The organism is Novosphingobium album (ex Hu et al. 2023) (assembly GCF_022832385.1).
Taxonomy (GTDB): Bacteria; Pseudomonadota; Alphaproteobacteria; order Sphingomonadales; family Sphingomonadaceae; genus Novosphingobium; species Novosphingobium album.
Window position 1 is genome coordinate 1 of sequence record NZ_JALHLE010000046.1, and the last position, 12,718, is coordinate 12,718.

At 64.7% G+C, this 12,718-nt stretch carries 12 protein-coding genes and 1 pseudogene; 11 read left to right on the plus strand and 2 right to left on the minus strand.

The genetic code is table 11. The features are described from left to right. The 9 genes and pseudogenes from MTR64_RS20185 to MTR64_RS20225 all read left to right on the plus strand — a co-directional run. A pseudogene (locus MTR64_RS20185) lies at positions 1-292 on the plus strand (hypothetical protein); the annotation flags it as partial. Positions 293-358: 66 nt separating this feature from the next. Further along, positions 359-1,045, plus strand: a complete 687-nt coding sequence (gpmA, locus tag MTR64_RS20190; protein ID WP_243996346.1) for a 2,3-diphosphoglycerate-dependent phosphoglycerate mutase — start codon at positions 359-361, stop codon at positions 1,043-1,045. Between the two features lie 25 nt (positions 1,046-1,070). Beyond that, entirely contained in the window at positions 1,071-1,526 is a 456-nt protein-coding gene (gene purE, locus MTR64_RS20195; RefSeq protein ID WP_243996357.1) for a 5-(carboxyamino)imidazole ribonucleotide mutase, read from the plus strand. A 97-nt stretch (positions 1,527-1,623) separates the two neighbouring features. Next, the gene (locus MTR64_RS20200) at positions 1,624-2,682 is read left to right on the plus strand and encodes a 5-(carboxyamino)imidazole ribonucleotide synthase (RefSeq protein ID WP_243996347.1); all 1,059 of its coding nucleotides are present in this window, start codon (positions 1,624-1,626) and stop codon (positions 2,680-2,682) included. Between the two features lie 13 nt (positions 2,683-2,695). Next, positions 2,696-3,181 carry a dihydrofolate reductase gene (locus tag MTR64_RS20205; RefSeq protein WP_243996348.1) on the plus strand — a complete coding sequence of 162 codons (486 nt, stop codon included), beginning with the start codon at positions 2,696-2,698 and terminating at the stop codon, positions 3,179-3,181. Positions 3,182-3,192: 11 nt separating this feature from the next. Further along, a complete protein-coding gene (locus MTR64_RS20210; RefSeq protein WP_243996349.1) occupies positions 3,193-4,125 on the plus strand; it encodes a bifunctional riboflavin kinase/FAD synthetase in 933 nt (310 codons plus the stop codon). Between the two features lie 85 nt (positions 4,126-4,210). After that, complete coding sequence (ileS, locus tag MTR64_RS20215; protein ID WP_243996350.1) at positions 4,211-6,994, plus strand: isoleucine--tRNA ligase; 2,784 nt, start codon at positions 4,211-4,213, stop codon at positions 6,992-6,994. Further along, on the plus strand, positions 6,991-7,512 hold the full coding sequence (lspA, locus tag MTR64_RS20220; protein ID WP_243996351.1) for a signal peptidase II: 522 nt from the start codon (positions 6,991-6,993) through the stop codon (positions 7,510-7,512). Before ileS ends, lspA begins: the two co-directional genes overlap by 4 nt. A 10-nt stretch (positions 7,513-7,522) precedes the next feature. Further along, positions 7,523-7,933 carry a DUF3035 domain-containing protein gene (locus MTR64_RS20225; RefSeq protein ID WP_243996352.1) on the plus strand — a complete coding sequence of 137 codons (411 nt, stop codon included), beginning with the start codon at positions 7,523-7,525 and terminating at the stop codon, positions 7,931-7,933. Positions 7,934-7,993: 60 nt separating this feature from the next. Here MTR64_RS20225 and MTR64_RS20230 read toward each other — a convergent pair whose 3' ends face one another. Next, entirely contained in the window at positions 7,994-9,328 is a 1,335-nt protein-coding gene (locus tag MTR64_RS20230) for a hemolysin family protein (protein WP_243996353.1), read from the minus strand. Between the two features lie 193 nt (positions 9,329-9,521). On the opposite strand from MTR64_RS20230, the gene MTR64_RS20235 reads away from it, so the two are divergent. Further along, complete coding sequence (locus MTR64_RS20235; protein ID WP_243996354.1) at positions 9,522-10,196, plus strand: OmpA family protein; 675 nt, start codon at positions 9,522-9,524, stop codon at positions 10,194-10,196. An 81-nt stretch (positions 10,197-10,277) separates the two neighbouring features. On the opposite strand, the gene MTR64_RS20240 is transcribed toward MTR64_RS20235, so the two are convergent. Further along, positions 10,278-11,072, minus strand: coding sequence for a 3'(2'),5'-bisphosphate nucleotidase CysQ (locus MTR64_RS20240; protein WP_243996355.1), 795 nt, complete (start codon positions 11,070-11,072; stop codon positions 10,278-10,280). 156 nt (positions 11,073-11,228) lie between these two features. On the opposite strand from MTR64_RS20240, the gene sucC reads away from it, so the two are divergent. Further along, positions 11,229-12,428 carry an ADP-forming succinate--CoA ligase subunit beta gene (sucC, locus tag MTR64_RS20245; protein ID WP_243996356.1) on the plus strand — a complete coding sequence of 400 codons (1,200 nt, stop codon included), beginning with the start codon at positions 11,229-11,231 and terminating at the stop codon, positions 12,426-12,428. Positions 12,429-12,718 lie beyond the last annotated feature (290 nt).

Sequence of the window (12,718 nt, forward strand, 5' to 3'; positions counted from 1 at the left end):
CGCTCTACCACTGAGCTACAGCAGCGCCGTCGGCCCGGTCTCGCCGGGACAGGGGCGCGCTATTGTCTTCGTGCGCGGCAATTGTCAAGCGCCGCTTGCGCTTTCCCGGCGCACGCGGCATGGCCCGCCGATGGAAGAGAACCCGGGCAAGCTTTCCCGCGAGGAACGCCTCGCCGCCAAACTGCGCGAGAACCTGCACCGGCGCAAGGCGCAGGCACGCGCCGTGTCCGCGCAGCAACGCGGCGAAGATAGCGATTCGGGCAGGCTTCCCAAATCGCCCCCGGAAAGCTAGGGGCTGCGGCCTGACATTCGCGGCCGCTGCGTGGAATGCGGCCCGCAAGCCAACAGGGAGCCTGCCTTGCCTCGTCTGATCCTTCTCCGCCACGGCCAGAGCCAGTGGAACCTCGAAAACCGTTTCACCGGCTGGTGGGACGTCGACGTGACCGAGAAGGGCGAAGCCGAAGCGCGTGCCGCGGGCGCCCTGCTCAAGGACAAGGGCATGCTGCCCGACGTTGCGTTCACCTCGGTGCAGACCCGCGCGATCAAGACGCTGCACTTCGCGCTCGAAGCGGCAGGCATCCTCTGGATTCCGGAAACCAAGGACTGGCGCCTCAACGAGCGTCACTACGGCGGTTTGACCGGCCTCGACAAGGCCGAAACCGCGGCCAAACACGGCGAGGACCAGGTCAAGATCTGGCGCCGCAGCTTCGACACCCCGCCGCCGGTGCTGGAACGCGGCAGCGAGTTCGATCTGTCCTCCGATCCGCGCTATGCCGGGATCGACGTGCCGCAGACCGAAAGCCTCAAGGACACGATCGCGCGCGTCCTGCCTTATTATGAAGGCTCGATCGTGCCGCACCTCAAGGCCGGTGCCACCGTGCTGGTCGCGGCACACGGCAACAGCCTGCGCGCACTGGTGAAGCACCTCTCGGGCATTTCGGACGACGAGATCACCGGCCTCGAGATCCCGACCGGCCAGCCGATCGTCTACGACCTCGACACCGGTCTGGGCGTGCTCGACCGCTATTATCTGTCGGAGAGGTAAGTTGGCAGCACCTGTCGCCATCATCATGGGTAGCCAGTCCGACTGGCCGACCATGCAGCGCGCCGCCGAGATGCTGGACAAGCTGGGCGTGGCGTACGATGCGCGGATCGTCTCCGCGCACCGTACGCCCGACCGACTGGTGGACTTCGCCAAGGGTGCGGCGGCGGAAGGCTTCAAGGTAGTGATTGCAGGCGCTGGCGGCGCCGCACACCTGCCGGGCATGGTCGCTTCGATGACACACCTGCCGGTGCTGGGCGTCCCCGTGCAGTCGAAGGCGCTTTCGGGACAGGACAGCCTGCTCTCGATCGTGCAGATGCCGGCCGGCATCCCCGTCGGCACCTTGGCGATCGGTGAGGCGGGCGCGGCCAACGCCGGCCTGCTCGCGGCTTCGATTCTGGCGACGTCGGACGACGCGCTCGCCGAACGGCTGCAGGCTTTCCGCGCGGCGCAGACCGCCAGCGTCGCCGAACGGCCATCCTGATGCTTGGACAAGCTCAGCATGAGCGGGGAAATGACCGCACCCGCAGCACCAGCTCCGCTCGTCCTGAGCTTGTCGAAGGACGGTAGGTAGTACGCCCATGATCGCACCCGGCGAAACCATCGGCATTCTTGGTGGCGGCCAGCTTGGCCGGATGATCGCGATGGCGGTCGCCCAGCTCGGCTACCGCTGCCATATCTACGCGCCCGAAGGCGATTCGATCGCCGCCGAAGTCTCTGCCGCGTTCACCTGCGCGGGCTGGGACGACGGCAAGGCCATGGCCGCCTTCGCGGCGGACTGCGCTGTGGTGACCTACGAGTTCGAGAACGTACCTGTCGCGCCGCTAGCTGCACTGGGCAAAGTACCGCTGCTTCCGCATCCGCGCGCGCTCGAAACCGCGCAGGACCGCCTGACCGAAAAGCGCTTCGTCACAGAACTGGGCGGCACCCCTGCCCCGTTCGCCCCGGTCGATTCAGCCGAGGACCTCGCCGCCGCCATCGACACGATCGGCGCACCCGGCATCCTCAAGACGCGGCGCGACGGCTACGACGGCAAGGGCCAGTGGCGGATCATGTCGCCCGAAGATGGGCAGGCGCTTGACCTGCCTGCCAAGCCGCTGATCTACGAAGGCTTCGTCACCTTCTTCGCCGAGTTCTCGGTGATCCTGTGCCGGGGCAAGGATGGCGACATCCGCTTTTTCGATTCAGCGCACAACGTCCACGAGAGCGGCATTCTTTCCGTCAGCGCCGTGCCCGCCCCCGCCGCGCTGATCGAACAGGTGCCTGCCGCCCGGGCGCTCGCCGCGAAAGTGGCCGAGGCGCTCGACTATGTGGGCGTGCTGACGCTGGAATTCTTCGCGACCGGGAACGGCCCGGTGTTCAACGAGATGGCCCCGCGCGTCCACAACTCGGGCCACTGGACCATCGAGGGCGCCGTCACCAGCCAGTTCGAGAACCACGTGCGCGCGATCTGCGGGCTACCGCTGGGCGAAACCCGGCTGGCGGCCAAAGCGGTCGAGATGCGCAACCTGATCGGCGACGAAGCGCACGACTGGGCCGCAATCCTTTCCGATCCGGCCAATCACCTGCACCTCTACGGCAAGGCCGCCGCGCGCCCCGGGCGCAAGATGGGCCACGTCACCCGGCTGACGCTGGACTGACAGGGCTGGCGGCGTGGCACAGGACCTGTTCCTTATCTACGCGCGCGCCGCCAATGGCGTGATCGGCCGGGACGGCGCCCTGCCCTGGCGGCTTCCCGCGGACCTCAGGCACTTCAAGGCCATGACCATGGACAAGCCGATGGTCATGGGCCGCAAGACGTTCGAGAGCTTTCCCTCGCCCCTGCCCGGTCGCCGCCATATCGTGCTGACGCGCGACCGCGCATGGCGCGCAGACGGCGCCGAAGTGGTGCATTCGGTTGAGGATGCGCTGGCACTGGCCGGTGATGGGGACGTGGCGGTGATCGGCGGCGCGGAAATCTACGCACTTGTTCTGCCGCTTGCCCGCCGCGTCGAATTGACCGAAGTCCATGCCGAATACGAAGGTGATACTTTCATGCCTCTGCTCGGCTCCGAGTGGCGCGAAACCGCCCGCGAGGAACATCCCGCGCAAGGCGATGCGCCGTCTTACGCTTTCGTGACGCTGATCCGCGACCTATAGGCCCTGCCGAAATGATTCGTCTCGACAACCGCCACCCCATTCCCGAATCGCTGCGCGGCGCCGTTGTGGCGCTGGGCAATTTCGACGGATTCCACCAGGGCCATCAGGCCGTTGTCGGCGAGGCCATTCGCTGGGCCAGGGCAGAAGGCCGCCCGGCCATCATCGCCACATTCGATCCGCATCCGGTGCGCCTGTTCCAGCCCGATGCCGAGCCATTCCGCCTCACCACGCTCGACCAGCGCGAGGACCTCTTCGCCGCTGCGGGCGCGGACGCCATGCTTGTCCTCCATTTCGACCGGCCCATGGCCACGATGGGCGCGGCCGACTGGGTCGAGAAGGAACTGGCCGGTCATCTCGGCGCAGCGGGCGTCGTTACCGGTGAAGATTTCACGTTCGGCAAAGGCCGTTCGGGCAACCCACAGGTCCTGCGCGACGCGGGCGCCCGATTCGGCCTGTCGGGCCGGACTGTCGGGCCGGTCCGCGACGCCGACGGCGTAGTTTCCTCCAGCCGCATCCGCGATGCGCTGAAAGCCGGGGACTGCGCGACCGCCGCGCGTCTGCTCACCCGGCCGTTCGCAATCCGGGGCACCGTCCAGCACGGCGACAAGCTGGGCCGCGAAATGGGCTTTCCCACCGCGAACATCGCGCTGGGCTCCTATCTGCGCCCGCACTTCGGCGTCTATGCCGTGACCGGGCGCCTGCCCGATGGCCGGGTGCTGCCCGGCGCCGCGAATCTGGGCATCCGGCCTCAGTTCGACGTGCCCAAGGAATTGCTGGAACCCCATTTCTTTGATTTTTCGGAAGATCTCTACGATCAGGAAATTGAAGTGTACTTCCACCACTTCATCCGCACCGAGGCGAAGTTCCCCAGCTTCGACGCGCTGATCGCGCAGATCGCCGCGGATTGCGTCACGGCACGTGAACTTCTCGCGAATATTGTCTGAACGCGAATCTCTCTCGCCTACAAGTGGTTTGTACGCACTGCGCGCTCTTCCAACGTTAAGGCATTTACGTTAACGCCCGCCGATCATGACCGAGCAGCGCGATTACCGTAGCACCGTCTTCCTTCCGAAGACCGATTTCCCCATGAAAGCCGGGCTCCCCCAGAAGGAGCCGGGTATTCTTGCGCGCTGGCAGGATCAGAAGATCTACGAGACGATCCGCGAGCACCGCCGGGGCCGCGAAAAGTTCATCCTGCACGATGGCCCGCCCTACGCAAACGGCGACATGCACATCGGCCATGCGCTTAACCATATCCTCAAGGACATGGTCGTGCGCACCCAGACCCTGCTGGGCAAGGACGCGCCTTACGTTCCCGGCTGGGACTGCCACGGCCTGCCCATCGAGTGGAAGGTCGAGGAAGAATACCGCAAGAAAAAGAAGAACAAGGACGAGGTTCCCGCCGAGGAATTCCGCGCCGAGTGCCGCGCCTATGCCCAGAACTGGGTCAATGTGCAGCGCGAACAGCTCAAGCGGCTGGGTATCGGCGGCGACTGGGATCATCCTTACTTGACGATGGATTTCGACGCCGAGGCGACGATCGTTTCGGAATTGATGAAGTTTGCTGAAAACGCGATGCTCTATCGCGGCGCCAAGCCGGTGATGTGGTCGCCGGTCGAGAAAACCGCGCTCGCCGATGCCGAAGTGGAATACGAGGACATCGTCTCCACCCAGATCGATGTCGGCTTCGAGATCATCGAATCGCCCGAATGCCCCGAACTGGTGGGCACCATGGCCGTGATCTGGACGACCACGCCCTGGACGATCCCGGTCAACCAGGCGCTCGCCTACGGAAAGCCAGTCGATTACCTGCAGATCGCGGTCGAAGGGAAGAACTACCTCGTCGCCGAACCGCTGGCCGATGCTTTCTGCAAGCGCATCGGCGCCGAAGGCTACAAGTTCCAGATGTACGTGAAGGGCCCGCTGCTGGAAGGAGCGACAGCCCGTCACCCGATGCACCACCTTGGCGGCTTCTTCGCCGAACCCCGCCCCTTCCTGCCCGGCGATTTCGTCACCACCGAGAGCGGCACCGGCCTCGTGCACATGGCGCCCGACCACGGCGAGGACGACTTCGATCTGTGCAAGGCGCACGGCATCAATCCCAAGTTCGCGGTCGAGGGCGATGGCAAGTACCGCGCCGACTGGGGCTGGCTGGGCGGCGAAGGCTCGGTCATCAATCCCAAGTTCAACGCGCCCGACGGTCCGATCTGCACCGCGCTGCGCGAAGCGGGCGGGCTGCTGGCGGCCAGCGCGGACTACAAGCATTCTTATCCGCACTCATGGCGTTCGAAGGCCAAGGTGATCTTCCGCTGCACTCCGCAGTGGTTCGTGCCGATGGACAAGCCGATCCCGGGCCATGGCCTGACCCTGCGCGAAACCGCTTGGGATGCATTGGCGGATACGCGTTTCGTACCGGCCAAGGGCCGCAACCGCATCAGTTCGATGGTCAATACCCGGCCTGACTGGGTGCTCTCGCGCCAGCGCGCCTGGGGCGTGCCCATCACGCTGTTCGTCAACCGTGAGACCGGCGAATACCTCGCCGATCCGGAAGTGAACGCCCGAATCATCGCCGCGATCCGTGAAAAGGGCGTCGACGCCTGGAGCGACGAGCGCGCGCAGGAATACCTCGGCAATGCCTACAAGGCAGAGGACTACGAGCGCATCACCGACATTCTCGACGTCTGGTTCGATTCGGGCTCGACACACGCTTTCGTACTCGAATCGGGCAAGTGGCCCGACCTCCTGCGGCCCGAAGGCTACAAGGGCCCGCGCGCCGACCTCTATCTGGAAGGCAGCGACCAGCATCGCGGCTGGTTCCAGTCCTCGCTGCTCGAAAGCTGCGCGACGCGCGGCCATGCCCCGTACAAGGCGGTCCTGACCCATGGCTTCACCATGGATTCCAAGGGCCTCAAGATGTCGAAGTCGCTCGGCAACACCGTGAGCCCGCTCAAGGTGATGGAGCAGTACGGCGCCGACATCATCCGCCTCTGGGCGCTTTCGGTCGATTTCACCGAAGACCACCGCATCGGAGACGAGATCCTGAAAGGCGTGGCCGACCAGTACCGCAAGCTGCGCAACACCATGCGCTACCTGCTGGGCGCGCTGGCCGATTTCGATGAAGCCGAACGTCTGCCCGTGGCCGAAATGCCCGAGCTGGAGCGCTATGTGCTGGCGCTGACGGGCAAGCTCGACACGACGCTGCGCCAGGCTGTCGCGGACTTCGATTTCAATACCTACGTCCGCGAACTGCTGGATTTCTGCAACGAGGACCTTTCGGCCTTCTTCTTCGATATACGCAAGGACTGCCTCTACTGCGACAGCGCTGCCGATCCCAGGCGCCGCGCCTACCGCACGGTGCTCGACACGCTCTTCCACGCGCTGGTGCGCTGGGCCGCGCCGGTCACCGTCTTCACCGCCGAGGAGGTGTGGACGTCTCGTTACCCAGAAGGCGGGAGTGTCCACCTGCTCGAATGGCCCGAGGTCCCCGAAGCCGAAGCCGACATGGACAAGTGGCGGCAGCTTCGCGCGCTGCGCGAGAAGGTCACCGAAGCGATCGAGCCGCTGCGCCGCGACAAGGTGATCGGCTCCAGCCTCGCCGCCGAAGTCACCGTGCCGCAGGATGCGCCCGAAGCCGATCTGGCAGAGCTGTTCATCACGGCGACAGTGTCGCGCGGCCAAGGCGATGACGTGACTGTCACGCCTACCACCGATCACAAGTGCGGCCGCTGCTGGCGCCACCTTCCCGAAGTTTCGGAAGACGGGGCGCTGTGCGGTCGCTGCGAAGACGTCGTGGGCGCGACGGAGGACGCATGAACCGCGCGGTGCGCAACCGCATTGCCGGGCTGCTGATCGCGGCGCTGGTGTTCCTGGCCGATCAGGCGGTGAAGGTGTGGGTGACCGGGCCTCTTGGCGTCAGCCGCCGCGGAGACAGTCTCGAAATCCTGCCCATCTTCAATTTCACCTTCACCCCGAACTACGGCGTCTCGCTCGGCCTGTTCACCGCCGGATCGCCCGAAGGACGCTGGGCATTGGTGGCGATGACCGCAGCAATCGCGGCGTTCGTGTTGGTGTGGATCATGCGCGAGCGTAAACTGGCCGATATCGCGGCCCTGTCGCTCGTGCTGGGCGGCGCCGCGGGCAACATCTGCGATCGTTACGGGCTCGGCTACGTCGTCGACTATGCCGACCTGCACTTCGGCACATGGCGGCCGTTCCTGATTTTCAACCTTGCTGACGCCGCGATTACCATCGGCGTCCTGATTATCCTTGCCCGATCCCTGCTTTCGCGCGACAAGCCGGACGCAACGGCCGAACCCGCTCCGGAGAGTTGAATTGATACCTATGAAGAAAACCGGTGCCCTTATCCTCGTCACGACCGGCGCCATGCTGCTGTCGGCTTGCGGCAGCACCGGGCTGTTCAACCGCAATCGTCCTGACGAGTTCGCGGTGCAGCGCCAGTCTCCGCTGGTCGTGCCGCCCGATTTCTCGCTGAGCCCGCCCAAGCAGGGCGAGCCGCGTCCCGCCGATGACAACCTTCAGCAGAAGACGCTCGATGCGCTGTTCGGTGGCCCTCAGGCCCGCAGCGATATCGAGAAGACCACGCTGGGCATGGCTGGTACGGCCGATGCCGGCATCCGCTCGAACGTCGGCGATCCCAATACCTATACGGTCGCCAAGGGTCAGGTGACCCGCTCGATCATCGCTGCACCGGAAGGCGACGGACGCGATGCCCAGACCTCGGTCGGCGGCTGAGCCTTTTCGAAGTGTCGATTGCGAAGAGGCCGGGCGAAAGTCCGGCCTTTTTCGTACCCGCTAGCCGTCGCCGCTGACGCCGTCGTCCGTCTCGTCCTCGTCCAGCGATTCGGCGAGCACCTTGTCGATCTTGAGACCATCCATATCGACGACCTCGAACCGCCAGCCCTGATCGGTGAAGTGCTCACCTTCCTTGGGTACTTTCTTGAGCACCGCGAGAACATAGCCGGCGACGGTCGCGAACTCGCGGTCTTCGGGCAGCGTCAGGTCGAGCCGGTCCGCCAGGGCATCCGCCGGCATCGCGCCCGAAACCAGCAGCGAGCCGTTCTCACGCTCAATCACCATCGGCTCGTCGCCTTCGTCCTGATGGCTGACGAACGTGCCTGCCAGCGCCGCCAGCACATCCGACGGTGTGACGAGACCTTCGAGGTGGCCATACTCGTCGTGCACGACCGCCATCGCCACTTCGGCCATCTGCAGCTTGCGCAGCGCGTCCATGGCATCGAGCTGGTCGGGAATGACCTCGGCCTTCTTCATCATCAACCGGATGTCCACGGAGCTTCCGGCAACGAGTGCCGCAAGCACCTCGCGGACCTTGAGGATGCCGACCACGTTGTCGGGCGTATCCTCATCCGCCACCGGCAGCAGCGAATGCGGCGAAGCCTCGATCTTGGCGCGCAAGGCGGCCTCGCCGGCATCGACGTCGATCCAGTCGATCTGGTTGCGCGGCGTCATCAGCTCGCGGACCGGACGGTCGGCAAGGCGCATGACGCCGGCCATCATCGCCCGCTCCTCTTCCTCGATCACGCCGGTGCGCGTGGCTTCGGCGAAGATCATCTGCAGTTCTTCGGCGGTGAGCTGTTCCTGCTGCCCGCCGCGTATCGAGAACAGCCGCAGGATCACGCCGGAAGACTTGTCGAGCAGCCACACGAAGGGCGCCATGACGCGCGCCAGCCACAACATTGGCCGCGCCATCGCCAGCGCCACCGGTTCGGCAAGGCGCAGCGCGAGCTGCTTGGGCACGAGTTCGCCGACCACCAGACTGGCATAGGTCGTGGCGATGATGACGAGCGTGAAGCCCGCCTCTCCCGAAACGCTTTCAGGCAGCCCCAGCCGCGCCAGCCGCTCGCCGACCGGTTCGCCGAGGCTGGCACCCGAATAGGCGCCCGCGACGATGCCGATCAGCGTGATGCCGATCTGCACTGTGGAAAGGAACTTGCCGGGGTCGGCAGCCAGGTCCAGTGCGGTCTTCGCCGCCCCGCTGCCCTTCTCGGCCGAAACCTTGAGGCGTGCGGGACGGGCCGAGACAATGGCCAGCTCCGACATGGAGAACAGGCCATTGATCAGGATCAGGCCGGCGATGATGAGGAGGTCGGTCCAAGGAAAGGGCGTCACAATAGGCGCAGCGCTAGCAGAGAATGATGCGTTCGCGAAGAGCTGCCGGACCCTGCCCCGCATAAAGATAGCGCAAGGGCCTTTCGGGAACACACAGTGCCCGGGCGAGTTGTGCCACCATCATCCATTTGCCATTCATGTTCACTATCACACAGAAAATCCGGCAAGCGACTTACAGAGGAAGGGACACACCATGTTGAAATCGCGCCTGATCACTTCGGCTGCAGCGGCCCTGTCGCTCGTCGCGGTATCCGCCTGCGTCACCGACCCCAACACCGGCGAGAAGAAGGTCTCGCGCACCGCCATCGGCGGCGTCGGCGGCGCCGGGCTCGGTTATCTGCTGGGCAGCGTCATCGGCGGCAAGACCGCCCGTATTGTCGGCGCCGGCATCGGCGGCGTGGCCGGCGGCGTCGTCGGCTACCAGATGGACAAGCAGATCAAGGAACTGAAGGAACAGACCGCCGGCTCGGGCGTCGACGTCACCCAGGAAGGCGACGGCATCCTCGTCAACCTGCCCGACGTGACCTTCGCCGTCGATTCGACCGCGATCAGCCCCTCGTTCCAGGCGACGCTCGACAAGGTCGCGCAGTCGATGAACCAGTACCCGAACAGCCTGATCGACGTTTACGGCCACACCGATTCAACCGGATCAGCCGCCTACAACATGGACCTGTCGAAGCGTCGCGCCGATTCGGTGGGGCGCTACCTGATCAGCCGCGGCGTTTCCTCTGCGCGCATCCAGACGCAGGGCATGGGCGAGGACTATCCGGTGGCGAGCAACGACACCCCCGAAGGCCGCGCGCTCAACCGCCGCGTCGAAATCAAGATCACGCCGGTGACGACCGACGAGGCCAACGCCGCAAGGTAACCGCAATCAAGGTTCCGCTCTCCCGCGGGATTTGGGAAAGGGGCCGGCAATCGAGTGCGCCGGTCCCTTTTTTCGTGCCCGTCAGGCCGAAAACCGCGCAGCGCGTTCCGCCAGCCGCTCCACCGCCTGTGCATGAATGCCGTTTGACGAGCACAGCACGCCGAACGCACGCGGATCGTGCTTGTTGTAGTTGAGCTGCCGTCCGAAAGCATCGGTGACGGCGGCCCCCGCCTCGCGCGCGATCAGGCCAGCCGCTGCAATATCCCATTCGAAGCCCCAGCGCAGCGTCGCCAGCAGGTCTGCTTCGTCCGCAGCGACCATCGCCATGCGCAGCGCGATTGAATTGGGTTGCTCGACCAGTTTCAGATCCTCGTCCTCAGGCGCCAGCTTATGGGCAGGGACACGAGCGCCGGAGAGCGATTCGCGGCGGCTCGCCGTCAGCCGCTCGCCATTGCGCCAGGCTCCCTTGCCCGCTTCTCCGAACCAGAATTCACCACCCTCCTCGCGCCGCCTCGCGGGCGCGTAGAGATAGCCGAGCAGCGGGCGGCGCGTGTTCACCAGCGCGACCGAAATCGCCCAGCCGGTGCGCCCTCGAATGAAATCGCGTGTGCCGTCGACCGGATCGACCAGCCAGACCAGCGCTTCTTTCAACCGCGCCGGTGCATCTACGGTCTCCTCGGAGAGCCATCCCGCTGCGGGAAGCAGCGTATGCAACTCCTTCTTCAGAAACGAATCCACTTCCAGATCGATCGCGCTCACCGGGCTTCCCGGCGTCTTTTCCCAGTGATCGAGCACGTGGCCGTCACCCGGCCATCCCGCTAGCGCAATCCGCCCGGCTTCACGGACAATGGCTTCAAGTTTCGCGCGATCGATCATGGGGGGACATCTTCTTTCGGTAGTCTGGCGAGCCGAACCTATGAAATTGCGCAGGGAACGGGACTTTTCAAGCGCTCAGGGATGTGCTTATGCGGCGCTGCAAAATTCGGCACCCGCGCCTTCCCCGAGGAAACTCCAGCAGAAAGCGATTCAGCGATGAACATTCACGAATATCAGGCCAAGGAACTGCTTGCGAAATATGGCGTGGGTATCCCCGCCGGCATCCCCGCGCTCACCGTCGAAGAAGCCGTCGCGGCCGCCAAGCAGCTCCCCGGGCCGCTCTATGTCGTGAAGGCCCAGATCCACGCCGGCGGTCGCGGCAAGGGCAAGTTCAAGGAACTCGGCCCCGACGCCAAGGGCGGCGTGCGTCTCGCCAAGTCGATCGAAGAGGTCGAGGAATGCGCCAAGGAAATGCTCGGCAACACCCTCGTCACAATCCAGACCGGTGAAGCCGGCAAGCAGGTGAACCGCCTCTACGTGACCGACGGCGTCGACATCGACAAGGAATACTACCTCTCGATGCTCGTCGACCGCGCCAGCGGCCGCCTCGCCATGGTCGTCTCGACCGAAGGCGGCATGGACATCGAGGAAGTCGCCCACAGCACGCCCGAGAAGATCACCACCATCACGATCGACCCGGCCGAAGGCTTCAAGCCCCACCACGGCCGCGCCGTCGCTTTCGCGCTCAAGCTCTCGGGTGACCTCAACAAGCAGGCCCAGAAGCTCGCCGCTCAGCTCTACGAAGCCTTCGTAGCGATGGATTGCGACATGCTCGAGATCAACCCGCTGGTCGAAAGCAAGGGCGGTGAACTGCTCGTGCTCGACACCAAGATGAGCTTCGATTCGAACGCGCTGTTCCGTCACCCCGACATCTTCGCCCTGCGGGACGAGACCGAGGAAGACCCGGCCGAAATCGAAGCCTCGAAGTACGATCTCGCCTACATCAAGCTCGATGGCGACATCGGCTGCATGGTCAACGGCGCCGGCCTTGCCATGGCGACGATGGACATCATCAAGCTGAACGGCATGTTCCCCGCCAACTTCCTCGACGTCGGCGGCGGCGCCAACAAGGAAAAGGTCACCGCGGCGTTCAAGATCATTCTTGCCGACCCCGCCGTGAAGGGCATCCTCGTCAACATCTTCGGCGGCATCATGAAGTGCGACGTCATTGCCGAGGGCATCGTTGCCGCGGCCAAGGACGTGAACCTCTCGGTTCCGCTGGTGGTTCGCCTCGAAGGCACCAACGTTGAGCAGGGCAAGGAAATCCTCGCGAATTCCGGCCTCGCCATCGTTCCGGCCAACGACCTGGGTGATGCCGCCCAGAAGATCGTCGCGGAAGTCCAGAAGGTCGCCTGATTCGCGCCTTTCGGGACCGAGCGGCTCGATTGAAACAACAGGCGGCGGGGGTTCAGCGACCCCCGCCGTTTGTTTTTTGGGAAGCGCCGTTCGTTTTTCTGTTCGGCCCGACGATGAATGCAGCCCCGCGGAACACCATCGCTTTTTGCAGGGCTTGACGTTACGGGCATAGACAGCAATAGCGACGCCGTTTGAGTTTAATCGCGCGGTTAAATTGTTCCGCGCTGCACAGTGAGAGGACTGATCGCAATGAAAATCCTCGTGCCCGTGAAGCGGGTGATCGACTACAA